This window comes from Streptomyces sp. SL06, from assembly GCF_058244745.1.
Genome location: NZ_JBSYOT010000002.1, coordinates 3,763,016 through 3,785,105, shown reverse-complemented (window position 1 = coordinate 3,785,105; position 22,090 = coordinate 3,763,016). Strand labels below are relative to the sequence as shown.

Below are 22,090 nucleotides of genomic sequence, written 5' to 3'. Positions count from 1 at the left end.
CGGCGATGAGCCGACCACGGAACTCGCTCAACACGGAGAAGTCGAAGCCCGGATCGGTCAGCTCCAGCCGTCCGTCAGGCGCCGCCGCCGGTTTGGTCAACCGGGCTGGGATTGCCGTCGATCGGTGTGCGGGATGTGGGGAATTGGTCCGCCTGCTGCTGCCCCGACTGGACCTGACGTGCCATTGACGAAAGTGCTTTGAAGTCGGGAAGCTTCTTGATGACGAAGATTGCCGCGATGGAAGAGGCCGGGAGGCCGCAGAGCAGGACGCCATATCCTGCCTCATGCGCCTCAACCATACGGTGCGCCACCCAAATAAGGGCACAAACAACCCCGCCGGCCATGAGGATTCCGAGCACTGTAGTGGCATGCCCGAGATACATGTCGATCCGCTTTGTGCGGGCCGTGTAGTTGATTTCTTTGAGGGCCCGCTTGAGACTGTCCTTTTTTACGTTACCCAGTCTTCCGGTCAGCTCGATGAGCTGGTCGATATTTACCTTCGAACCAGCCTCTCCCCCCGCTTCGGACATACTTACGGTGCTCCCTGCACATCTGATGCAAGCCGGCGTAGCATTTGAACCACAGGGTGATCGGCACTCGCCGTTCTCATGACTTGCTCTACGCTCACCTTCGGAGAGTGGGCCTCAGAGAGGGGAAGATTCTTGAGCCCACCTTCGTTGTATTCCGAGACGATCTCGATGAGTAGCGCGTTCGCCAGCTCCGGATTCGCCTTGCTGCGGCGAATCAGGCTTCGCGTCTCAAGGGAAGCGACCTGATTCTCGGCAATTTGCATGACCGCTTGACGCATCACCTCGCTGTCGCGGTGCTGCAAGCCTCGTTCCCGTTGCTTGAGCGAGTGCTGCAGGGCAACAAAGAAGGCTCCGATACCCACCGTGGCCAGTACCGAACTCCCAGATATGACGGCCACGGGCCAATTGGTCCCACTTGCCAGGGAAATGAGCCCCAATGCCGACGTCAGGACTGCCGAGAGGAAGCTCGCAGTCACGGCGACAAGACGCAAATGAGGTAAGGAGAGGGCTGTCCCCAGCCGTCGCATGCGCCGCCGGGACCCTCTGGCGGGCTCGGGGGGCTGCTCCTCCTCTGCGTCCAGCGCAGAGATAAGGGCCCTCACTCCGTCATCGAATGAGCGCACCTCAAGATCTGAGTTCGAACGTCCGCGCCGGAAAGACCTTTCCCGTTGGATCCATAACGGCGCGTGCACCAGTCCCGAAACTATCCCAACGCACGACAACCACCCCCGAAAAGTTTCCTCAGACTCGTGTGCGTACCCAAGGTAGCAGATCAATAACCCGCAGTGACCGAAGTTCTGTCATTCCCAGACCCGCCAGCACGTCAGACCTCAGAGGCCCCGGACTCGACCAAATGATCGATCAAAACTCGAACTGAATTTCCTCGCGGGTGGATATTTCCCCGGCTCAATAGCACGGACCGGGCAGCCCCGGCAGCGCGTGCGGGAACCGCGGACGGCGGGGCCACGGGTCAGGCGAGCTGGTTCTTGTAGATTCTGCCGCCCTTGACGATGAGCGCCAGGTTGGTCTCGGGGTCGGCCAGGAGGTTCACGTCCTGTGTGGGGTCGCCGTTGACGAGCAGGATGTCGGCCCAGGCGCCGGGGCGGATCACTCCGAGGGGTGCCTGGCGGTAGGGGTCGCGCTTGCCGGCGAGGCGGAAGAGTTCGGCGTTGCCCGAGGTCGCGATCTTCAGTGTCTCGGCCGGGGTGAAGCCGAACCTCGTGGTCAGCCGGATGAGCATCTCGCCCTGCTTGTGCGCCTCGGCGGGGTCGAGCAGGAAGTCCGTGCCGAAGGCGAGCTTAACGCCGTGGGCGCGGGCCCAGTTGAGGGTGCGCCGCACGCCGTCGCAGACCTGGCGGTTCTTCTCGGTCGAGTCCCGCGAGGCGAAGGTGTGGTCGCTTTCGAGCAGGGGCTGGGTGCTGAGCCACACGTCCTTCTCGGCGAGCAGGGCGATCGTCTCCTCGTCGGTGAGGAGGCCGTGCTCGATGGACTGCACGCCCGCCTCCACCGCCCGGCGCATCCCTTCGGGGGTGAAGACGTGCACGGACACATAGGTGCCCCAGTCGGCCGCTGCCTGGACGGCGGCCCGCAGCTCGTCCAGGGTGAACTGGACCGAGTCCAGGGGGTCGTAGGAGGAGGTGACACCGCCGCCGGCCATCAGCTTGATCTGGCTGGCGCCGCGCTTCAACTGCTCGCGGACCCCGGTCAGCACCCGCTCCCGCCCGTCGACGACCCGCATGAAGGACAAGGTCTCGGCGCGTGACGGGGCCCCTCCGAACAGCGTCGCCGCCTGGTGCACGTCGGAGAAGTCGCCGTGCCCGCTGGTCTGGGAGAGCGCCGCCTGGCTCGGGTAGATCCGCGGGCCGGGGAACAGCCCGGCGTCGATCACCTGCCGCAGCGCGACGGTGTCCCCGCCCATGTCCCGCACACTGGTGAAGCCGCGCATCAGCATCCGCCGCGCCTCCGCCAGGGCCTTGTAGTAGAGGACCCCGGTCGGTGCCATCAGCAGTTCCGGCATCGTGGCACCGGCCGCGAACAGGTGGACGTGCGCGTCGCTGAGCCCCGGCATCAGCACCCGGCCGCCGCCGTCGACGACCACCGCGTCCGAGTCGGGCCGCTCCGCCTCCCCGGCGATTCTGCCGTCCCTGAGATACACCGACCGCAGGTCGCCGAGGTGGTCGCTCACGCCGTCGAAAACCCGCACGTTCTCGATCAGGACGGGCGGCACCGCAGGTGGTTGGCTCATGGCTCGGTTCTAGCCGTGGCACCGGCCCGCGGCACGCCGGAGTGCGCCGTTCGACGGAAGGAGCCGGCCCGCGCGGAACATACCGCCCTCGTACCGCCCTCGTACCCGCCCGTCCACCGCGTCCTACCGCGCGATCCGGATCCGCCTCGTCTCGCTCACCTGGTCGACGTCCGACACCCGGACCGTCGTCCGCATCGTCCAGATGCCGGGGAACGGGAGGGTGAGGGAGTTGGCGCTCCAGTAGCCGCCCCGGTCGACGAGTTCCGCGTTCAGGGGGCCGATGTCCCGGTCGGGCAGGGTGAAGGAGAGGCGCAGCTCGGGTACGGCGGCCAGGCTGCCGTCGGGGCCGAAGACCACGGCCTGCACCGCGTTGTCGCCGGTGCGGCCGGGGTCCAGGGTGATCTGGACCGTGCCCCGGCCGGAGTTCCCGATCTCGAAGGGGATCGTGGTGACGGACGCGGGCAGCACCCCGCCCGCCGGTGCGGTCTGTGCCGCCTCGTCGGCCGCCCGGCCCGGCAGGGTACCGGTGAGCACGGTCGTCACGGCCAGGACGACGGCCGCGACGACGGCCTCGACCAGGACGGACCGGCGCAGCCCCCGCCGGTGTGCGTCCCCGGCGGGCGGCTCCGATCCCGGCTCTGGTGCGGGTGCGGGTGCGGGTTCGGGTGCGGGTGCGGGTGCGGGTTCCGGCTCTCCCGGCGTGCGGGGCGGCTCCGCGGTCCCGGCCGGCGGTCCGCCCACCGGTTCCGGCACCCGCTCGCTCTCGCGCAACCGCGTGTGCTCGTGCTCGTGCTCCCGCTCCTGTACGGCGCCCGTCCCCGCGCCCCCCGTCACCAGCGCCGCCGTCCACCGCCGGGACACCGCGGCCACGGCCAGCAGCACGGCCACCAGCGCCACCTTGGTGAGCAGCAGCCTGCCGTACGTCGTCCCGGTGAGCGCCTGCCAGGAACCGAGGCCGCGCCAGGACTGGTAGACACCGGTGACGACCAGGACCGTCACGCAGGCGAAGGCGATCCGGGAGAAGCGGGCGACCGTGGCGGCGTCCGGGGCGGAGCGCAGGGTGGCGAGCAGGGCGACGAGGCCGCCGAGCCAGACCGCGGTGGCCAGCAGATGCAGTACGTACGACGTCATCGCCACCGGTACCTGGATCCCGGCGGAGGCGTGTTCGGCGGCGGCCCAGGTCAGGGCGAGGCCGACGGCCAGTACGGCGCCCACCGCGGCGGCGAGGGGCGTGCGCCGCCGGTGCCGGTCGGCGCGGGCCATGCGGACGAGGAACAGCGCGACCGGCACCAGCAGCCCCAGCCTGACCAGCAGCAGCACACCGGGACGGGTCGTGAGGGTGCCGCCGAGCGCTCCCGCGTCGAGGGCGGTGGACGGCCCCGTCCCCGCCTCGTACGGGGCACGCAGCACCAGCAGGGCGACGGTGGCCCCCAGCAGGGTCCACCAGCCCGCCACCAGCGGCAGGCGCAGCGGGGCCGGGTCACGCGGGCGGCACAGGGCGACGAAGGCCGCCACGCCGATGAGCAGGGTGGCGGCGAGGTAGGAGAGATAGCGGGCGATCTTGTGGAGGGCGGCGGTCAGCGGGTTCTCCGTGGGGCCGGTGTCCACGGCCGCGGCGGTCGCGGAGGGCTTGCCCACGGAGAAGGTGAAGGCGCCGGAGACGGGGTGGCTGTCGGCCGACACCACCCGCCAGGCCACGGTGTAGGTGCCCTCGCCCAGCTTGCCCGACAGCGCGATCCGGGCCGTGTCGGAACGGCCGTCCGCGTGCCCGGCCTCGCCGGTGCGCACCCGGTGGCCGCCGGGGTCGAGGATCCGGAAGGAGTCGTCGCGCAGGCCGACGGACTCGCCGAAGGTCAGGGTGATGTGGCGGGGGGCGTGCTGGAGGACGGTTCCGTCCTCGGGGTCGCTGGAGCGGAGGGCGGCGTGCGCGGACGCGGTTCCGGTGCCGCCGAGGGCGAGCAGGACCAGCAAGGTGCCCAGCAGCACCAGCCCCCGGAATCCCCGTCGCCCGACCCGCCACCCGCCTTCTCGGCCCTCTCGCCCCTCTCGGCCCTCTCGGCCTCGTCGGCCCTCTCGCTCCCGGGCTCCAGCGCGCGCACCGCCACCACACCTCACGTCGCATCTCCGTCGTCCGGACCCACTGCCTCGGCCATACGTACGGACGCGGACCCCGCCCCGCTCACCGAAGCCCCGGCGCGGTCGGCGGCGGCATCACCCGGCGAACGCCGCCTCCCGGCGTGCGAAGGCGAGTCGCGCCTTCCCGCGGCGGGCGCCGGGCGGGTCCGCCTCCCGCTCCTGGGCGCAGGCGTACGGGGACGTGTGCGGGTCAGCCACCGGTCCCGGTCTCCTTCGTGAGCCGGTCGAAGTCGGTGATCACCGGGACGAGTTCCCCGCCGAGCCACAGGGGTTGCTGGTCACGGTGGTGGGGCGAGCCGGGCACGCCGGAGGCGCCGAACGGCACCACCCAGCGGCTGTCCCGCCGGTCGGCGAGATCCCAGACGTACCGGGCGGCCGGCCCGCGCGCGGCGCGGTCGGTGAGGCCGGGCACGGAGGAGGTGCACAGCACGCAGTCGTGGTCGCCGGACAGACCGGGTTCCGCCGTGTGGGTCCCGTGGCTGTCCTCCGGCAGCGCCCGCCGGGGGGTGAGGCGGTGCGTGTCGCCCCAGACGCCCGCCGGCTGCCGCGCGGCCACCTCCTCCAGGGCCGCGCGCACGACATCGGCGCGGTCGATGCCGTACAGGTCCCGGGCGCGCAGCAGGTGTTCGAGGGCGTGGGCGACGCGCGGCACGAGCGCGAGCCACGGCAGGAGCACCTCGGGGTAGGCGGGCGGGGCCGACGCCGCGGCGAGGACCGGGTGCGCCGCCAGCCGGCGTACGACCGCCGCGCGCAGGGCCGCGTACGCTGCCGCGTCGGTGCTGTCGGCGTCCATGCGCAGGTCCCAGGCCAGCAGCCGGTCGCGCAGGGCGCCGGCCTCGGGGGTGAGGTCGCCCAGGGCCTTCAGGTGGTCCAGGAGGGGGCCGGCCGAGCCGAGGTGGGTGTCGGTGTGGACGGCGGGCATGTCGGCGGCCGACCAGCACTGTTTCCCGGCGAGCAGGGCGGCGATGCGGTCGGCGCGGTGCGGCGGGGCGAACTCGACGCCGAGCGGGGTGGCGGGGCCGCGCTGGTTGGCCATCACCGCGACGCCGTCGGTGAGACCGGCGCGGGGCGGGGTGTGCCAGCCGGTCCACTCGTGGCCGGGTTCCCAGGCGAGCACCGGACGCAGGCTGTTGGCGGCCGGCCGCACCGGTACGCGCCCCGCCACCCGGTGCAGCAGCCCGCCCTCGGTGTCGGCGGCCTGCACGACGTTGACCGGCTCGGCCCACGCGTCCAGGGCGCGGTCCACGTCGGCGACCCGGCGGGCCCGCAGCAGCGGCAGCAGGGCGCTGAAGCCGAGGTCGGCGGTGACGCGGGGCGGGTAGCGCAGGCTGAGGGCGGCCGGGGTGCCGTCGTCGAGGCCCTCGGGTCCGCCGGCGACGACCGGGCCGCGGTCGGTCTCGATGACCTCGACCTCGACGGTGGCCTCGCCCGCGACCCGGATCAGCTCGGTGTGCCGGGTGGCGCGGTGCCAGGCGCCGTCGGGGCCGAGCGCCTCGACGCCGGCGCCGGTGCGGCGCAGTCGCTCGCGGTACAGGTCCTGGTAGTCGGCCATGGCGTTGGTGACGGCCCAGGCGACCGTGCCGGTGTGGCCGAAGTGGGCAATGCCGGGGACGCCGGGCACGGCGAGGCCGACGACGTCGAACTCCGGGCAGGACAGGTGGATCTGCTGGTAGACGCCGGGGTCCTCGATCCAGCGGTGCGGGTCTCCGGCGATGACGGCGTGTCCGGTCACGGTCCGCTCGCCGCTCACCAGCCAGCCGTTGCTGCCCGCGGTGCCGGGTCCGTCGGCGAAGAGGGCGACGGCGCCGGGGCCGAGGTGTGCGGTGATGTGCTCGCGCCAGAGCTTGGCGGGGAAGCCGGCGAAGAGGATGTGCGTGGCGAGCCAGACGCCGAGCGGGGTCCAGGGCTCCCAGCGGCCGGGGGCGAGGTCCACCCGGGCGAACTCCGGCGCCTCGCAGGCGGCCAGCCCCTCGTTCACGCCGTCGGCGTACGCCCGTACCCAGGCCGCCGTCGGCGGGTCCCTGTCCTCCAGGGCGGTGAAGCAGCGGCGTGCGGTGTCCGCGAGGCGGGCGCGGCGGGCGAGGCGGTCCCAGGACAGGGCCTCGGGTCCGAGGAAGGACGCGGAGGTGCCCTGGGCGCGGTGCCGTTCGACCTCCAGTTGCCAGGCGCGGTCGCGGGCGGTCACCCGGCCCTGGGCGCGGGCGAGTTCGTCCGCGCTGTCCGCGCGCAGGTGCGGGATCCCCCAGGCGTCGCGGAAGGTCTCGGCACTCACCCCTGTGCCCCCACTTTCTTTTAGGTTAGGCTTACCTAAGTTGAGGTTGTGGCCGAATAGTACGCGAAGGGTGAGGCGACGATGGCGCAGGGGCGGGGCTGGGAGGGCGCGGTCCTCAGACTGATGCGGGCGAAGGACTTCGAGTTCACCGTGACGGACACCGAGGACGTGGCCCCGGGCTTTCGGCGGCTGCGTCTGAGCGACGGCGGCATGCTCGCCGTGACCGGCGTCCACCCCACGATGTGGGTGCGGCTGTGGTTCGACAACGCCGGCAAACCCCACCAGCGGGGCTACACCCTGGTCGACCCGGATCCGGTGGCCGGCACCTTCAGCATGGAGTTCGCCCTGCACGAGGGCCGAGCGAGCGACTGGGCCAGGGCGGCGAAGCCCGGCGACACCATCGAGGCGACGGTCCAGGGCACCGGCTTCGAGGCCCCGGAGCCCGCCCCGTCCCGCCTCTTCGCGGTCGCGGACCCGGCGTCGCTGCCCGCCCTCAACTCACTCCTCGACGCGATGGGGGAGGTCCCCGCGACGATCTGGTTCGAGGGCGACGGCGACGGCCTCCCCTTCCGCACCGACCCCGACCGCCACGAGGTCCGCGCCGTGCCGCGCCGCGACGCCGGCGCGCATCTGGTCGCCCGGGTGAAGGAGGCGCTGCCCGAACTGGTGCGCTCCACGCCCGAGCCGTACGTCTGGATCGCCTGCGACACGGCGACGACCCGGGCGCTGTCCTCGTACGCCCGCAAGGAGCTGGGCGTTCCCAAGCAGCGGGTGAACGCGCTGGGGTACTGGCGAGCGACCTGAGCCCGCAGGCGCGATCATCGGGGGCATGGACGTCACACTTCATCTCGCCCAGGACCCCGAGGCCGACGAACTCCTCGGCCGCAGTCCGCTGGCCGCGCTGGTCGGCATGCTGCTCGACCAGCAAGTGCCCATGGAGTGGGCGTTCAAGGGCCCGTCGACCATCGCCCGGCGCATGGGCGCGGAGGACCTGGACGCGCACGACATCGCCTCCCAGGACCCCGAGGCGTTCGCGGCCCTGCTCTCCGACAAGCCGGCCGTGCACCGCTATCCCGGCTCGATGGCGGGCCGCATCCAGCAGTTGTGCCGGTACCTCGTCGAGACCTACGACGGTGACGCCGAGGCCGTCTGGCGGGGCGTCGACACCGGCGGGGAGCTGCTGAAGCGGCTCCAGGCCCTGCCGGGCTTCGGCAAGCAGAAGGCCCAGATCTTCCTCGCCCTGCTCGGCAAGCAGCTCGGCGTCCACCCCGAGGGCTGGCGCGAGGCCGCGGGCCCCTACGGCGAACCCGACGCCTTCCGCTCCGTCGCCGACATCACGGGCCCGGAGTCCCTGACCAAGGTCCGCACCCACAAACAACAAGCGAAGGCAGCGGCAAGGACCGCCTCCGGCAAGTAGCAGGGCCGATACGCCGGGGGCGGGGCCGGGCACGGGACGGGGTGCGCCGAGCGCAGGGCCGGGTGCCGGGCACGGGGCCGGGGTGCCGGGCACCGGACCGGGGCCGAGCACCGGCGTCGGCCGCCCGGTGCGGCGTCAGGCGCGCCATGAGCAACCGGGCCCGCCAGATCCAGCCCCAGCCTGCCGAGCGCGGCGTCGGCCCAGGGCCCCCGGGTCCGCCCCGAGCGCGGCCCCAGCCCACCGAGCACGGCGCCGACCGCCCAGGTGCGGCGTCAGGCGCGCCATGAGCAACCGGGCCCGCCAGATCCAGCCCCAGCCTGCCGAGTACGGCCTCGGCCCAGGGCCCCCGGGTCCGCCCCGAGCGCGGCCCCAGCCCACCGAGCACGGCGTCGGGTCCGCCGGGTCCGCCCTCGGAGCCCAGGTCCGGGCCTCCTGGTCCCCCACGGGTTGCCGGGTGCGGCCTCGGGCGCCCGGCGGCGGCGTCGGGCACGCCGTGCGCGGCGGCTGGCCTGCGGGATCCAGCCCCAGGCCCGCCGAGTACGGCCTCGGGTCCCCGGGCCCGCCCTCTCACCTTCCCGCCCAGAGCCTCAAGCCCATCGGGTGCAGTCGGCGCCCGTGTACGGCGTCAAGCCCGCCGGGTCCGCCCTCGGGCTCCCGGGTCCGCCCTCGGACCCGCCGACGCAGCGCCGAGCGCCCCGGGCCGGTGGGCCCAAGGCTCAGCCGGGTGGGGGGTTTCGGGTGGCGGGGGAGCCGTGGGTGTCGCCAGCATGGGGTATGACCGAGCCACCGAGTGGGGCCCCCGGAGGGCCGCCGTACGACGACCGTGGGGTGCACGCCCGGTACGGGGCGCGGCGCGAGCCCGAGCCGGCCTTCGAGGGGCCGTTGTCCCTGCTGTCCCGTGCCGCGTGGCAGACCGTGCTTCTCACCGGTGTCGCCTCCCTGATCCTGGGCGTGCTGGTCCTGCTCTGGCCCGGCGCCTCCCTGCTCGCCGCAGGAGTGCTCTTCGGCCTCTACCTGATCGTCAGCGGCATCCTCCAGCTCGCCGCCGCGTTCGGCACGCACAGCAGGACCTCGTTGCGGGTCCTCGCCTTCGTCAGCGGCGCGGTGTCGATCCTGCTCGGCCTGTTCTGCTTCCGGGGCCCGCTGCAGTCGGTGCTGCTGCTCGCGCTGTGGATCGGCATCGGCTGGCTGTTCCGCGGCATCACCCAGATCATGGCCGCCGTGCACGACCCGGCGATGCCCGCGCGCGGCTGGCACGTCTTCCTCGGTGTCGTCACCGTCGTCGCCGGCATCGTCCTGATCGACTCGCCGGTCGAGTCCGCGGCCGTCCTCATGCTGGTCGGCGGCTGGTGGCTCCTCGCCGTCGGCATCGTCGAGGTCATCACGGCCGTGAACCTGCGCGGACGCGCCGGCCGGGCCCCGCACACGCCGTGAACAGGGTCCGGTTCCGTCGAGCAGGCACGCAGTCTTCACCTTTTGACGTGGTTTGCCACGTCATTTCCGATGCCGCACTCCGGCGCCATGGCTGCGCCCGTGTCGTCTTGGCCGGTAGGCTTTCCGTGTGATCTTCAAGCGCATCGGAAACGGCCGGCCGTACCCCGACCACGGCCGGGAGAGCACCCGGCAGTGGGCGGACGTCGCTCCGCGCCCGATCCGCCTCGATCAGCTCGTGACGACCAAGGGCCAGCTCGACCTGGAGACCCTCCTCGCCGAGGACTCCACCTTCTACGGCGACCTCTTCGCGCACGTCGTGAAGTGGCAGGGCGACCTGTACCTGGAGGACGGCCTGCACCGCGCGGTGCGCGCGGCGCTCCAGCAGCGCCAGGTGCTGCACGCGCGGGTCCTCGAACTCGACTGACCGCCCCCGCCCGAGGCCCCGCGGCGGCTCCCGACGACCCTCGACGGCCCCCGGGTTGACCCTTTCGGGTTGCATTGCACCGAACCACCGAACGTCGACTGATCATCTAATAGGCATCCCCGCTCCGGCGCACTACGCTGCGCTCATGAGCATGCTGACTCCTCCCGGCATGGGTGGCCAGTACAAGATCACGGGGGACCGGTACCCGCGGATGCGCCCCGCCCGGCGACGCGGCAGGTTCGCGCTCGTCGCGGTCGCCTGCGTCACCGTCCTCGGAGTGCTCGGCTGGGGCACACTGCAGCTCATCGACGTCTTCACCGGCGGCGACAAGGCGTCCGCGGTCGGTACCGCCGGCTGCGTCACCACCACCGTGAAGGCGAGCCCCTCGCCCGCCGCGGTGGCCGTGCCGAAGCCGGGCCAGGTCACCGTCAACGTGCTCAACGCCACGACCCGCGGCGGCCTCGCGCAGCAGACCGCCGACGAACTCGAGAAGCGCGGCTTCCGCGTCGGCGACGTGGGCAACGCGCCCGCGGAGTACGACAAAAAGGTCGACGGCACGGGCCTCCTGCTCGGCCCCTCCGCCTCCCTGAAGAGTTCGCTCCCCCTGCTCGGCACCCAGCTCCCCGGCGCCGAGCAGCGCGCCGACGCGGCCCGCAAGGGCGCCGCCGTCGACCTGATCATCGGCGCCGGTTTCAAAGGACTGGCGAAGCCGGCGGACGCCGACACGGCACTGGCCAAGCTGACCGCGCCGCAGCCGACGCCCACCACCGAGAAGAAGAGCTGCTGAGCAGCCGTACCAGGACCTCGGGGCCTGCGCGGCCGGAGCCCTACTCCGCCGCTCCGTACATGCGGTCGCCCGCGTCGCCGAGGCCCGGCACGATGTAGCCGTGCTCGTTGAGGCGCTCGTCGACCGAGGCCGTCACGACCGTCACCGGGGTGCCGGCCAGCTCACGCTCCATCAGCTCGACGCCCTCGGGCGCGGCCAGCAGCACCACGGCCGTCACGTCGTCGGCGCCGCGCTTGATCAGCTCCCGGATCGACGCGACCAGGGTGCCGCCGGTGGCCAGCATCGGGTCGAGGACGTACACCTGACGCCCGGACAGGTCCTCCGGCATGCGGGTCGCGTACGTGGAGGCCTGGAGCGTCTCCTCGTTGCGGATCATGCCGAGGAAGCCCACCTCCGCGGTCGGCAGCAGCCGGACCATGCCGTCCAGCATGCCGAGACCGGCCCGCAGGATCGGCACCACCAGCGGACGCGGGTAGGAGAGCTTGACGCCGGTGGTCGGTGAGACCGGGGTCTGGATGTCGACCTGTTCGGTGCGCACGTCGCGCGTGGCCTCGTAGGCGAGCAGGGTGACCAGCTCGTCGGCGAGACGGCGGAAGGTCGCGGAGTCGGTGCGCTGGTCGCGCAGCGTGGTGAGCTTGTGGGCGACCAGAGGGTGGTCGACGACGTGGAGACGCATGTCCACCACAGTAACCGGGCCCCGCGGGACCGTCGTCCCCCCGGCGGGCAAGCCCCCGGACCACCGCTCCACCCGTTCGCGGGCGTCAAATCCCCCGGCCGGGGGAAGGTGGGAAGAACGGGACGCTGGGTGGTGACACTGTGACTGACGGGGACTTCCAGACCACTCCGCCGCCCGGCACGAGGCCGGGGACGGAGCGCGGCGGGACAGAACACGGCGGGACGGAGCACGGCGGGACGGAGCCGGGTACGGAGCCGGACCGCGAGGCCGAGCGCCGCCGGCGCCGCGCCCAGTTCCTGCGCGACCTGGCGGAGGCCAGGGAGCTGCGGGACCGCGTCCAGCCGCGCCGCGCCAAGGCCGCCCGGCTGCGCCACGCGCTGCGCATGCGCACCTTCCGCTGGTAGCTGCCGCTTTGCTGTTGCTATCGCTGTTGCTGTTGCTATTGCTGTTGCTGTCGCTGTCCGGTCGGCTCCCCGACCGGCGGCCGTCCTGACGGCTTCCCGAACCGGCCGGGAAGATCGCGCGCCGCGCCGGCGTTGGTGGGGACGGGCGTACGCGGCCGCCACGGACAGCCGCGTACGATCCGCACGTGGCGGCGAAGAAGGCGCTGATGGGGGGCTAACCGGGTGCGTACTCCCGGGACCATGGTCAAAACTGCCGGACACAGGGCGCCGAAGACGTCCCCTGAGTGCCTTGTTTCTGCCACGATTCCGAGTGGGTGGGGCTCGGAGCACCGCTTCCCCGCCCGTAACCTCCGCCGGGGGGACCCCCAACCGGCACGCCTAGGACCAGTGGGAGAGTCACGGTGTACTTCGCCGCACTGCTCGCGCGCACCGAAGACGGGTGGGAAGCGAGCGACACGGAACTCGACGATGTGGAGACCCTGTCGGATCTGGCCGACCTCGCCCGGGAGGCCTCTCCCGACGAGGACACGGTGCTCGTGCTGATCGAGCAGGAGGACGCGTGGTTCGGAGTCGTCCGGGTGGACGGCGAGGAGGACCCCCGCATCTACGTCTCGGACGCCGCCGCGGCGGCCCGCAGCAGCTACGGGGAGATCCTGCTCACCGACGAGCTGCTCGGCCGGGAACCCGGTGCCGACGGGGACGTCCTCGACGCCCTCGACCTCGACGGCACGGAGGACGGCGAGTCCGACGACGCCGAGGACTCCGACGACGGCGCCGACGCGGCCGCCGGCACCGGCGACGCCTCCGTGCCGCACGGCCCGGTCGGCGACCCGGAGGTCCTCGACGACCTCGGCGTGAGCGAGAAGGAACTGCGCTCGATGTCCGGGGACGCGGTCGGTGAGATCGCCGAGGCCCTGGGCGCCTCCGAGGTCCTGGAGACCGTCCGCTGACCGCGCCGCCCGAACGGGCCCGAGAGGAAGCCGTGGCCGACGTGGCCCACCACCGTGTACCGCCCGACCCGGTGCGCGACCGGTGGCGGGTCGCGATGCGGCTCGCCCTGGCCGAGGCCGGGCGGGCCGGGCTCGGCGGGGACGTCCCGGTCGGGGCCGTCGTACTGGCACCCGACGGCCATGCCGTGCTGGCGGCCGGGCACAACGAACGCGAGGCCACCGGCGACCCGACGGCCCACGCCGAGGTCCTCGCGATCCGGCGGGCCGCCGCGGCACTCGGCCAGTGGCGGCTGGCCGGCTGCACACTCGTCGTCACCCTGGAGCCGTGCACGATGTGCGCGGGCGCGCTCGTGCAGTCCCGCGTGGAACGCGTCGTCTTCGGCGCCCGCGACGACAAGGCGGGCGCGGCCGGCTCCCTGTGGGACGTGGTCCGCGACCGGCGTCTCAACCACCGTCCCGAGGTGATCGAGGGCGTCCTCGCGGCCGACTGCGCCCGGCTGCTCACCGACTTCTTCCGCGACCGCTGACCACCCTCTGCCGATTTCAAACCACGCCGCGCCGTGCTGTAAGGTCTGTCTCGGTAGCGTGTCCGAGCGGCCGAAGGAGCTCGCCTCGAAAGCGAGTGTGGCGCAAGTCACCGAGGGTTCAAATCCCTCCGCTACCGCCGAAGAAGGGCCCGGTCCGACGGACCGGGCCCTTCGCGTTGCGCCAAGTCGGAGACGCGTGGGGCGAATCGGCGACGGCGGCCGGGCATTGATCACCCATGGGGCCGGACAGTTACACTCACCGCCGGTAACGCAGGAGTCCGAGGGACAGTCCCAGGGGGAGGCCGCGGTGGCGGTGAACTCGAAGAAGATCGCCGTCTACGTGCTCGTGGTCTTCGTGCTGTATGTGATCATCACGGATCCGGCGAAGGCCGCCGACTACGTCCAGATCGGCTTCCAGGGCATATCCGACGCGGCGGGAGCCGTCGGCGACTTCATGACCTGGGCCGCCAACGGAGGAAACTGATGATCCGCCACCTGGTGCTGTTCAAGCTGAACGACGGCGTGGAGCGCGACGACCCGCGCGTCGTGCGGGGCGTCGAGGCGTTCCGGGCACTCGGCGACCGCATCGAGGAGCTGCGCTTCTGGGAGTGCGCCTGGAACATCAGCGACCGCCCCATCGCCTACGACTTCGCCATCAACTCGGCCGTGGACGACCCCGACGCCCTCGCGCGCTACGTGGACCACCCGGCGCACCAGGCGGGCGTCGCACTGTGGCGGGAGTTCGCCACCTGGGTGATCGCCGACTACGAGTTCTAGTACGACCGCGGCATCCCGGCCCCGCACCTCCCGGTGCGGGGCCGCTTCGCGTTCGCCCCCGCCCGCCACCTCGGCACTCGTTCAACACGGCGCTATACGGTGCTTGCACACAGTGCACATGTCTTGTGATGCTATGACCGCTTTTGACGGATGAGTTGACGGAAGAGTTGACGGATCACGAGGTGGAGTTGACCGTGCCGGCCAGTACTGCGCCTCAAGCACCGCCCGCACAGCCCGCGCCGCCCGCCCAGGCCCAGGCCCAGGAGCCGTCCGCGCGGGAGGCCGCGCCGCAGCGCAGCCGGGGCGCCGACACCCGGGCCCTGACCCAGGTGCTCTTCGGCGAGCTGAAGGGCCTCACCCCGGGCACACCGGAGCACGACCGGGTGCGGGCGGCGCTCATCGAGGCGAACCTCCCGCTGGTGCGCTACGCCGCCGCCCGCTTCCGCTCCCGCAACGAGCCGATGGAGGACGTTGTCCAGGTCGGCACCATCGGGCTCATCAACGCCATCGACCGCTTCGACCCGGAGCGCGGCGTGCAGTTCCCGACCTTCGCGATGCCGACCGTGGTCGGCGAGATCAAGCGGTACTTCCGCGACAACGTCCGCACGGTGCACGTACCGCGCCGGCTGCACGAGCTGTGGGTGCAGGTCAACAGCGCGACCGAGGACCTGACGACCGCCTTCGGGCGCTCTCCGACGACCGCCGAGATCGCCGAGCGGCTGCGCATCACCGAGGAGGAGGTGCTGTCCTGCATCGAGGCGGGACGGTCGTACCACGCCACCTCGCTGGAGGCCGCGCAGGAGGGCGACGGGCTGCCCGGACTGCTCGACCGGCTCGGTTACGAGGACCCCGCCCTCGACGGGGTCGAGCACCGCGACCTGGTCCGGCATCTGCTCGTCCAGCTCCCGGAACGCGAGCAGCGCATCCTGCTGCTGCGCTACTACAGCAATCTGACCCAGTCGCAGATCAGCGCGGAACTCGGCGTCTCCCAGATGCACGTCTCGCGGCTGCTGGCGCGTAGCTTCCAGCGGTTGCGGTCCGCGAACCGGATCGACGCGTAACCTCGACAAGGACTCGGGCGGCAGTCGAAAGCCCGAGCGAGGGGTCACCGGGACGAGCGAATCGCTCACCGGGGCCAATGCGGGCGGAATGGGGCCGAAAGACCGTCAGACCCCCTCTTTCCAGGGGCTATTCGCGTCTCAGATGTCGACATGTCACTACAGCGCGTTGCCGACATGTGACATTCTGCCGGAGACGCGTTTGCCGGAGCTTCGGCTCCGGTATTCAGGTGGAGGCTGCGTTCCCGCCGTGGGAGCGTGTGCCGTGACCGTCCCGCGACCCAAAGGGGGTGGCATGTCCGCAGACCAGGGCAGCTCGAAGGTGCTCGCGCTCGCGGAGAGCGAGACCGCGCCCGACACGCTCGGGGCACTCGGTCCCGTCGACGACGTGCAGGTCGTCGAAACCGTACCGACCCTTGACGCCGTGCCGGCCCAGACCCCTCCGGCCACGGAGGCCATCGACACCCGCACCCTGTCCCGCTCCCTGTTCCTGCGGCTCGCCGCCCTCGACCAGGACAGCCCCGAGCGTGCCTACGTCCGGGACACCCTGATCGAACTCAACCTCCCGCTGGTGCGCTACGCCGCCGCCCGCTTCCGCTCCCGCAACGAGCCGATGGAGGACATCGTCCAGGTCGGCACCATCGGCCTGATCAAGGCGATCGACCGCTTCGACTGCGAACGGGGCGTGGAGTTCCCGACCTTCGCGATGCCGACGGTGGTCGGGGAGATCAAGCGGTTCTTCCGCGACACCTCGTGGTCGGTGCGCGTCCCGCGCCGCCTCCAGGAGCTGCGGCTGGCCCTGACGAAGGCCAGCGACGAGCTGTCCCAGAAGCTGGACCGCTCGCCGACGGTGGGCGAACTGGCCACCGTGCTGGGCGTGTCCGAGGAGGACGTCGTCGACGGCCTCGCGGTGGGCAACGCCTACACCGCCTCCTCGCTGGACTCCCCGGCCCCGGAGGACGACGGCGGCGAGGGCTCGCTGGCGGACCGCCTGGGCTACGAGGACACGGCGCTGGAGGGCGTGGAGTACCGCGAGTCCCTCAAGCCACTCCTCGCCAAGCTGCCGCCCCGGGAGCGCCGGATCATCATGCTGCGCTTCTTCGCCAACATGACCCAGTCGCAGATCGGCGAGGAGGTCGGCATCTCCCAGATGCACGTCTCCCGGCTGCTGACGCGGACCCTGTCGCAACTGCGCGAGGGCCTCATCTCCGACTGATCCGGACCACGCCCACGACAGCCCGACTACGACAGCCCGACGACCGCCGCGGCCCCTCGGGGGTGCCGCGGCGGTCGTCGTCGTATGCGCCTGTGCTGCGCCTGTGCCGGTCCTACTTCAGCGCCAGCCAGGCCACGGCCGCGACGATGATCACGGCGGCCACGATGCCGACGATCAGGCCGATGCGGGGCCCGGAGGAGGCGGCGGGGGCCGCCTGCCGGGCCTGGGGGGCGTCGTCGACGAACGCGCGGAACATCTGGGTGCTGCCTGCGGGGTCGTTATTGCCCTGGGGGCCCTGGTTGTTAGCCATGGGCCGAGACACTAGCGAATCCGCGGGTGCGACCCAAGTGCGGGGCTCCCCAGTCGCCTTGCCCCCGCCCACCGGTTACCACCTGCGCATTTACTTTCGCAATACTTGCCTTTGCCAACTTTTTATTCCGCGACGCCCGCCTTTATTTGCCCGTAGCAACTAACTGCTTCTATGGTTGCCCTAAGCAACGAAATAGGGGAGGTGCGCATGGTCGGAGAGACGCAGTACGAGGAGCTGATCCGCCAGTTCAGCGCCTTCGGCGCGGTGAAGCGGGAGCTGGGCCGACTGCTGCCGGCCGACTGCCCCGGCGGATCCGCCGCCGTACTGACGTTGCTCGACCGCCATGGCGACATGCGCATGAGCAAGCTCGCCGAGCTGCTCGCCGTGGACATGTCGGTCACCAGCCGCCACGTCGCACACGTCGCCGAACGAGGCTGGATCGAACGCTTCCCCGACCCCGCCGACAAGCGTTCGCGCATTCTGCGCCTGACGCCCGCGGGCCGGGGCCTGCTCGACGAGATCGCCGAGCGGACCACCGAGATGCTCGCCCATCGGCTGAGCGACTGGTCCGACGAGGAGGTCGGCCAGCTCACCCGGCTCATGGCGCGGCTCCGGGCCAGCTTCGACGACTGCCGGGTCCCCGCGGCCCGGCCTCCCGCACCGCCCGGGGACGAACAGTCCCCCAGTACACCCCGTACACCCGCGATCACCACATAAGCAAAGGAAGTCCATGGCAACGACCACACCAGCCGGTGTGCGGGCTCATGCCAAGCACGGGGGAGGCTCCTCCGGAGACGCTCCGATGACGCACCGGCAGATCATGGAGGCCTTGTCCGGGCTGCTGCTCGGCATGTTCTGCGCGATCCTGTCCTCGACCATCGTCACCAACGCGCTGCCCGAGATCATCGGCGACCTCGGCGGCGGCCAGAGCGCCTACACCTGGGTCGTCACCGCCTCGCTGCTGACGATGACCGCCTCCACTCCCCTGTGGGGCAAGCTCGCGGACCTCTTCAGCAAGAAGGCCCTGGTCCAGATAGCCCTGCTCGTCTTCGTCATCGGCTCCGTCGTGGCCGGCCTGTCGCAGAACCCGGGCATGCTGATCACCGCGCGAGGCATCCAGGGCCTGGGCGCCGGCGGTCTGTCCGCCCTGGCGCAGATCATCATGGCCGCGATGATCGCCCCGCGTGAGCGCGGCCGCTACTCCGGCTACCTCGGCGCCACCTTCGCCGTCGCGACCGTCGGCGGTCCGCTGCTCGGCGGCGTCATCACCGACACCAGCTGGCTCGGCTGGCGCTGGTGCCTCTACGTCGGCGTGCCCTTCGCGATCATCGCGCTGATCGTGCTGCAGAAGACGCTGCACCTGCCCGTGCTCAAGCGGAAGGTCAAGGTCGACTGGGCCGGCGCCTTCTTCGTCACCGCGGCCGTCTGCCTGCTGCTGGTCTGGGTCACCTTCGCCGACGACAAGTACTCCTGGATGTCCTGGCAGACCGCAACCATGGTCGGCGGCGCGATCGCGCTGTCGCTGATCTTCCTCTTCGTGGAGTCGAGGGCCAGCGAGCCGATCATCCCGCTGCGGCTGTTCAGGAACCGCACCATCTCGCTGGCCTCGCTGGCCTCGCTGTTCGTCGGTATCGCGATGTTCGCGGGCACCGTCTACTTCAGCCAGTACTTCCAACTGGCCCGGGGCAAGTCCCCGACCATGTCGGGCGTCATGACGATTCCGATGATCGGCGGTCTGTTCCTCTCGTCCACGGTCTCCGGCATCGTCATCACCAAGACCGGCAAGTGGAAGCGCTGGCTGCTGGCCGGCGGTGTGCTGCTGACCGCGGGCCTGGGTCTGCTCAGCACCATGCGCTACGACACCCCGTACTGGCACATCGGCATCTTCATGGCGCTGATGGGTCTCGGCGTCGGCATGATGATGCAGAACCTGGTGCTCTGCACGCAGAACCAGGTGGCACCGGGCGACCTGGGCGCCGCGTCCTCCACGGTCACCTTCTTCCGCTCGCTCGGCGGTGCGGTGGGCGTCTCGGTGCTCGGCTCCGTGATGTCGACCCGGATCGCCCACCACGCCGCGGACACCATCGGGCAGCTCAGCCCGCAGGAGCAGGCGGCGGCCGCCAAGGCCTCCGGGAGCACCGCCCTGCCCGACATGGACCTGCTGCCCCCCGGCATCCGCGACTGGCTGGCGAGCGCCTACGGGCACGGCATCGCCGACATCTTCCTGTACGTCGCGCCGATCGCCCTGCTCGCCTTCCTGGTGACGCTGTTCATCAAGGAGGTCCCGCTGCGCACCACGGGCGCCTTCGCCCAGGCGGCGGAGGCCGCCGCCGAGACCGCACCTCCCGGGGCCCCGGCCCCGGCCGAGGCGGTCCGGGTCGCCGACGAGCCGGTCCCGGCCGGTGCGCCGGCGGATGCTCCGGTCGCCCCGGACGGCTCGGTCGCCTCGGTCGCCGACGCCGGTGCCCGGCCCGCGGCCACGCAGCAGCTCGCCGCCGTCGCCACGGCGACCGGTTCCGGTGAGCCGGAGGCACCCGTCTCCGGCGGCATCGCGGTCCGCGGCTTCGTCCGCGGCGCCGAGTCCGCCCCGGTCCCGCAGGCCGCGGTCACGCTGATCTCGCTGGCGGGCCGGCAACTGGGCCGCTCGGTCGCCCAGGCCGACGGCTCCTACACCCTCGACGCGCCGAGCGCGGGGTCGTACGTCCTGATCGCCTCCGCCGACGGCTTCCAGCCGCAGGCCTCCACGATCGTCGTGAACGACGAGCCGGTCGCCTACGACATCCTGCTCAGCGGCACCAGCGGGCTGACCGGACTGGTCCGCGCCCTGGAGAGCGGGCTGCCGGTCAAGGACGCCATGGTGATCGTGACCGATGTGCGCGGGGACCTGCTGGCCACCGCCGCCACCGGTGAGCAGGGCGAGTTCTCCTTCACCGAACTGGTGCCGGGCACGGTGACCGTCGCGGTCAACGCCCCCGGCTACCGGCCGCGTGCCCTGCCCGTCGAGGTCGGCGGCACCGGGGTCACCCACGTCGAGGTCGAACTCGACGCCGGGGCACAGGTCGAGGGCGTCGTGCGGGCGCCGCACGGTCCGCTGTCCGACGCCCGCGTCACCCTGGTCGACGCGGCCGGCAACGTGGTCGGCACGGCCACCACCGGCGCGGACGGGGCGTACGCCTTCACCGACCTGGACGCCGGTGAGTACACCGTCATCGCGACCGGCTACCCGCCGGTGGCGACGGCCCTGACGGTCGCCGGCCCGGGTGTCGACGGCCACGACATCGAACTCGCCCACCCCGGCGAGTGACCGGGCCCCGGCCCGCGGCGGCGTGCGCGCTCCGAGCGGAGACGCGTCCGCCGCCGCGGGCCGGTTTCTTTCATGACCAGTTTCAAGCCTTCGCAGGGAGAAAACGGGATGGGACTGACCGCGAGAATCCGCACGCGGGACGGATGGGCCGTGTCGCACGCGGTCGTCACGATGACCGACATGACCGGCGCTCAGGTGCTGCGCGCCGAGGCGGACCCCGAGGGCGCGGTCCGGGACACCACCACGCTGGCACCCGGTGCGTACACCGTCATCGTCACCGCCGTCGGCTACGCGCCCGCCGCCTCCAGCGCGATCGTCACCGCGAGCGGCCGGGCCGAGGTCGGCACCGTGACGCTGGCCCGCCAGGGCGGCACCGAGCTGCCGCCGCCCGGCCCGTGGACCATCGACCCGGCCCACTCCAGCGTGGCCGCCATCGCCCAGCACCTCGGCATCTCCAGCGTGCGCGGCCGGTTCACCGACTTCGCCGGCACGGTGGAGATCGCGCCGGACGACGTCACCAAGTCCCGGGTGGAGGCGGTGATCCGGGCGGCCACCATCGACACCGGCAACGGCACGCGCGACACCCATCTGCGCTCCGCGGACTTCCTGGACGTTCGAGCGGTTCCCGGAGATCACCTACCGCTCCACCGGGGTCTCGGAGACCGGGCCGGACCGCTGGACCGTCCGCGGCGAACTCGGCCTGCACGGCGTCGTCCGCGCCGTCGACCTGGACCTGGCCTACCTCGGCACCGGCGCCGACCCGTGGGGCGGCACCCGGGCGGCGTTCCGCGCGACGACCGAACTGTACCGCGAGGACTTCGCCATGAACTACAACCAGGTCGTCCAGGCCGGCATCGCCGCCATCGGCACGACACTCAGGATCGAGCTGGACATCCAGGCGGTCCAGGGGGAGTCACTGCCGGCCGCGTGAGGCGCCGCCGGACGCCCGAGCCACCAACTCTCCGCACAGATCCCGGAGCTTGACGTTCCGGTCCTGCGAGGCCCGGCGCAGCCGCTCCAGGGCACGGTGGGCGTCGATCCGCTCGCGGGCCATCAGCATGCCGACCGCCTGGTCGATGACGCTGCGGGAGAGCAGGGCGGTGCGCACGTCGGCCGCCGAGGCCTGCTGCCGCTCGATGCGCAGGGCCTCGTTCACGGCGGCCGCGGCCCGCCCCGCGAAAACGCCCGCCGTCTCGCGCCCGCTCGCGAGCGCGTCGGGTTCGAGGCCGTAGAGGTTGAGCGCGGCGCCCGTCTCGCCCTCGACGGCCAGCGGCAGCGCCAGGACGCAGCGCACACCGGCCGCGAGCGCGTACCGGGTGTAGGCGGGCCAGCGGGACTCGGTGGCCAGGTCGGGGGCGTAGTGCGCGCTCTCCGTCTCGGCGGCGTCCACGCAGGGGCCCGAGCCGTTCTCGTACTGCCGCAGGTCCAGGCCGCCGGGCAGGCCGGCGCTGCCCGCCAGGGTCATCAGCCGGTCGGCCCTGCTCACCGTGACCGAGCAGGCCACGGCGCCGGGCACCGCCGCGACCGCACGGTCGGTCAGATCGCGCAGCAGGGTGTCGAGGCCCTGGCTGCGTGCCATCGCCCGGTCGAGGGTGTCGGGTGTCTCCGAGGTCATGCCCGTAC

At 72.0% G+C, this 22,090-nt stretch carries 23 protein-coding genes, 1 tRNA gene and 1 pseudogene; 16 read left to right on the top strand and 9 right to left on the bottom strand.

Annotated elements, in window-relative coordinates; translation table 11 throughout:
* Positions 1–74 precede the first annotated feature (74 nt).
* The 6 genes from AC4IHM_RS17300 to AC4IHM_RS17275 all read right to left on the bottom strand — a co-directional run bounded on the left by AC4IHM_RS17300 (position 75) and on the right by AC4IHM_RS17275 (position 7,183).
* Positions 75–530, bottom strand: coding sequence for a hypothetical protein (locus AC4IHM_RS17300; protein ID WP_490867932.1), 456 nt, complete (start codon positions 528–530; stop codon positions 75–77).
* Between the two features lie 2 nt (positions 531–532).
* Positions 533–928, bottom strand: coding sequence for a hypothetical protein (locus AC4IHM_RS17295; protein WP_490867931.1), 396 nt, complete (start codon positions 926–928; stop codon positions 533–535).
* A gap of 572 nt (positions 929–1,500) precedes the next feature.
* A complete protein-coding gene (locus tag AC4IHM_RS17290; protein ID WP_490867930.1) occupies positions 1,501–2,775 on the bottom strand; it encodes a metal-dependent hydrolase family protein in 1,275 nt (424 codons plus the stop codon).
* A gap of 123 nt (positions 2,776–2,898) precedes the next feature.
* Positions 2,899–4,761, bottom strand: coding sequence for a copper resistance CopC/CopD family protein (locus AC4IHM_RS17285; protein ID WP_490867929.1), 1,863 nt, complete (start codon positions 4,759–4,761; stop codon positions 2,899–2,901).
* A 225-nt stretch (positions 4,762–4,986) separates the two neighbouring features.
* Positions 4,987–5,109, bottom strand: coding sequence for a hypothetical protein (locus tag AC4IHM_RS17280; protein ID WP_490867928.1), 123 nt, complete (start codon positions 5,107–5,109; stop codon positions 4,987–4,989).
* The gene (locus AC4IHM_RS17275; protein ID WP_490867927.1) at positions 5,102–7,183 is read right to left on the bottom strand and encodes a penicillin acylase family protein; all 2,082 of its coding nucleotides are present in this window, start codon (positions 7,181–7,183) and stop codon (positions 5,102–5,104) included. Before AC4IHM_RS17275 ends, AC4IHM_RS17280 begins: the two co-directional genes overlap by 8 nt.
* 81 nt (positions 7,184–7,264) lie before the next feature.
* Here AC4IHM_RS17275 and AC4IHM_RS17270 point away from each other — a divergent pair, with 81 nt between their 5' ends.
* The 5 genes from AC4IHM_RS17270 to AC4IHM_RS17250 all read left to right on the top strand — a co-directional run bounded on the left by AC4IHM_RS17270 (position 7,265) and on the right by AC4IHM_RS17250 (position 11,245).
* Entirely contained in the window at positions 7,265–7,987 is a 723-nt protein-coding gene (locus AC4IHM_RS17270; RefSeq protein ID WP_490867926.1) for a siderophore-interacting protein, read from the top strand.
* A 25-nt stretch (positions 7,988–8,012) separates the two neighbouring features.
* Entirely contained in the window at positions 8,013–8,600 is a 588-nt protein-coding gene (locus AC4IHM_RS17265; RefSeq protein ID WP_490867925.1) for an HhH-GPD-type base excision DNA repair protein, read from the top strand.
* A gap of 774 nt (positions 8,601–9,374) precedes the next feature.
* Positions 9,375–10,034, top strand: coding sequence for an HdeD family acid-resistance protein (locus tag AC4IHM_RS17260; protein ID WP_490867924.1), 660 nt, complete (start codon positions 9,375–9,377; stop codon positions 10,032–10,034).
* A gap of 127 nt (positions 10,035–10,161) precedes the next feature.
* A complete protein-coding gene (locus AC4IHM_RS17255; RefSeq protein ID WP_030420160.1) occupies positions 10,162–10,458 on the top strand; it encodes a type II toxin-antitoxin system VapB family antitoxin in 297 nt (98 codons plus the stop codon).
* Between the two features lie 169 nt (positions 10,459–10,627).
* Complete coding sequence (locus AC4IHM_RS17250) at positions 10,628–11,245, top strand: LytR C-terminal domain-containing protein (protein ID WP_490870852.1); 618 nt, start codon at positions 10,628–10,630, stop codon at positions 11,243–11,245.
* Between the two features lie 40 nt (positions 11,246–11,285).
* Here the strand turns inward: AC4IHM_RS17250 and upp are convergent, their stop codons facing one another.
* Positions 11,286–11,921, bottom strand: coding sequence for a uracil phosphoribosyltransferase (upp, locus tag AC4IHM_RS17245; RefSeq protein ID WP_490867923.1), 636 nt, complete (start codon positions 11,919–11,921; stop codon positions 11,286–11,288).
* 140 nt (positions 11,922–12,061) lie between these two features.
* Here upp and AC4IHM_RS17240 point away from each other — a divergent pair, with 140 nt between their 5' ends.
* From AC4IHM_RS17240 to AC4IHM_RS17205, 8 genes are all read left to right on the top strand, one after another.
* Complete coding sequence (locus AC4IHM_RS17240) at positions 12,062–12,325, top strand: hypothetical protein (protein ID WP_490867922.1); 264 nt, start codon at positions 12,062–12,064, stop codon at positions 12,323–12,325.
* A gap of 401 nt (positions 12,326–12,726) precedes the next feature.
* On the top strand, positions 12,727–13,275 hold the full coding sequence (locus tag AC4IHM_RS17235) for a tRNA adenosine deaminase-associated protein (protein WP_490867921.1): 549 nt from the start codon (positions 12,727–12,729) through the stop codon (positions 13,273–13,275).
* Positions 13,276–13,370: 95 nt separating this feature from the next.
* Positions 13,371–13,802, top strand: coding sequence for a tRNA adenosine(34) deaminase TadA (gene tadA, locus AC4IHM_RS17230; protein ID WP_490870851.1), 432 nt, complete (start codon positions 13,371–13,373; stop codon positions 13,800–13,802).
* Positions 13,803–13,854: 52 nt separating this feature from the next.
* Positions 13,855–13,939: transfer RNA gene (locus tag AC4IHM_RS17225), tRNA-Ser, on the top strand.
* Between the two features lie 170 nt (positions 13,940–14,109).
* Positions 14,110–14,286: a hypothetical protein gene (locus AC4IHM_RS17220; protein ID WP_490867920.1), complete on the top strand. Its 177-nt coding sequence runs from the start codon at positions 14,110–14,112 to the stop codon at positions 14,284–14,286.
* Positions 14,286–14,579, top strand: coding sequence for a Dabb family protein (locus AC4IHM_RS17215; RefSeq protein WP_490867919.1), 294 nt, complete (start codon positions 14,286–14,288; stop codon positions 14,577–14,579). The genes AC4IHM_RS17220 and AC4IHM_RS17215 overlap by 1 nt, the downstream gene beginning before the upstream one ends.
* A 194-nt stretch (positions 14,580–14,773) precedes the next feature.
* Positions 14,774–15,640 (top strand): RNA polymerase sigma factor SigF, encoded by an 867-nt coding sequence (locus AC4IHM_RS17210; RefSeq protein WP_490867918.1) that lies wholly within the window; start codon positions 14,774–14,776, stop codon positions 15,638–15,640.
* Between the two features lie 292 nt (positions 15,641–15,932).
* A complete protein-coding gene (locus AC4IHM_RS17205; RefSeq protein WP_490867917.1) occupies positions 15,933–16,853 on the top strand; it encodes an RNA polymerase sigma factor SigF in 921 nt (306 codons plus the stop codon).
* Positions 16,854–16,965: 112 nt separating this feature from the next.
* Here AC4IHM_RS17205 and AC4IHM_RS17200 read toward each other — a convergent pair whose 3' ends face one another.
* On the bottom strand, positions 16,966–17,163 hold the full coding sequence (locus AC4IHM_RS17200) for a hypothetical protein (RefSeq protein ID WP_490867916.1): 198 nt from the start codon (positions 17,161–17,163) through the stop codon (positions 16,966–16,968).
* 207 nt (positions 17,164–17,370) lie between these two features.
* On the opposite strand from AC4IHM_RS17200, the gene AC4IHM_RS17195 reads away from it, so the two are divergent.
* The 3 genes and pseudogenes from AC4IHM_RS17195 (at position 17,371) to AC4IHM_RS17185 (ending at position 21,398) form a co-directional block, all read left to right on the top strand.
* Positions 17,371–17,880, top strand: coding sequence for a MarR family winged helix-turn-helix transcriptional regulator (locus tag AC4IHM_RS17195; RefSeq protein ID WP_490867915.1), 510 nt, complete (start codon positions 17,371–17,373; stop codon positions 17,878–17,880).
* 85 nt (positions 17,881–17,965) lie between these two features.
* Positions 17,966–20,467: an MFS transporter gene (locus AC4IHM_RS17190; protein ID WP_490867914.1), complete on the top strand. Its 2,502-nt coding sequence runs from the start codon at positions 17,966–17,968 to the stop codon at positions 20,465–20,467.
* Positions 20,468–20,575: 108 nt separating this feature from the next.
* Positions 20,576–21,398, top strand: a pseudogene (locus tag AC4IHM_RS17185) (YceI family protein).
* Here the strand turns inward: AC4IHM_RS17185 and AC4IHM_RS17180 are convergent.
* On the bottom strand, positions 21,381–22,082 hold the full coding sequence (locus AC4IHM_RS17180) for an ANTAR domain-containing protein (RefSeq protein WP_490867913.1): 702 nt from the start codon (positions 22,080–22,082) through the stop codon (positions 21,381–21,383). The pseudogene AC4IHM_RS17185 and the gene AC4IHM_RS17180 sit on opposite strands and share 18 nt — an antisense overlap.
* Positions 22,083–22,090: the final 8 nt, after the last annotated feature.

What these genes read in the sequence shown, in the direction of transcription:
- AC4IHM_RS17300 (WP_490867932.1), bottom strand. Translation starts at nt 530, where the DNA reads ATGTCCGAAGCGGGGGGAGAGGCTGGTTCGAAGGTAAATATCGACCAG.
- AC4IHM_RS17200 (WP_490867916.1), bottom strand. Translation starts at nt 17,163, where the DNA reads ATGGCTAACAACCAGGGCCCCCAGGGCAATAACGACCCCGCAGGCAGC.
- tadA (WP_490870851.1), top strand. Translation starts at nt 13,371, where the DNA reads ATGCGGCTCGCCCTGGCCGAGGCCGGGCGGGCCGGGCTCGGCGGGGAC.
- AC4IHM_RS17250 (WP_490870852.1), top strand. Translation starts at nt 10,628, where the DNA reads ATGGGTGGCCAGTACAAGATCACGGGGGACCGGTACCCGCGGATGCGC.
- AC4IHM_RS17180 (WP_490867913.1), bottom strand. Translation starts at nt 22,082, where the DNA reads ATGACCTCGGAGACACCCGACACCCTCGACCGGGCGATGGCACGCAGC.
- AC4IHM_RS17195 (WP_490867915.1), top strand. Translation starts at nt 17,371, where the DNA reads ATGGTCGGAGAGACGCAGTACGAGGAGCTGATCCGCCAGTTCAGCGCC.
- AC4IHM_RS17260 (WP_490867924.1), top strand. Translation starts at nt 9,375, where the DNA reads ATGACCGAGCCACCGAGTGGGGCCCCCGGAGGGCCGCCGTACGACGAC.
- AC4IHM_RS17205 (WP_490867917.1), top strand. Translation starts at nt 15,933, where the DNA reads ATGTCCGCAGACCAGGGCAGCTCGAAGGTGCTCGCGCTCGCGGAGAGC.
- AC4IHM_RS17265 (WP_490867925.1), top strand. Translation starts at nt 8,013, where the DNA reads ATGGACGTCACACTTCATCTCGCCCAGGACCCCGAGGCCGACGAACTC.
- AC4IHM_RS17190 (WP_490867914.1), top strand. Translation starts at nt 17,966, where the DNA reads ATGACGCACCGGCAGATCATGGAGGCCTTGTCCGGGCTGCTGCTCGGC.
- AC4IHM_RS17215 (WP_490867919.1), top strand. Translation starts at nt 14,286, where the DNA reads ATGATCCGCCACCTGGTGCTGTTCAAGCTGAACGACGGCGTGGAGCGC.
- AC4IHM_RS17270 (WP_490867926.1), top strand. Translation starts at nt 7,265, where the DNA reads ATGGCGCAGGGGCGGGGCTGGGAGGGCGCGGTCCTCAGACTGATGCGG.
- AC4IHM_RS17290 (WP_490867930.1), bottom strand. Translation starts at nt 2,775, where the DNA reads ATGAGCCAACCACCTGCGGTGCCGCCCGTCCTGATCGAGAACGTGCGG.
- upp (WP_490867923.1), bottom strand. Translation starts at nt 11,921, where the DNA reads ATGCGTCTCCACGTCGTCGACCACCCTCTGGTCGCCCACAAGCTCACC.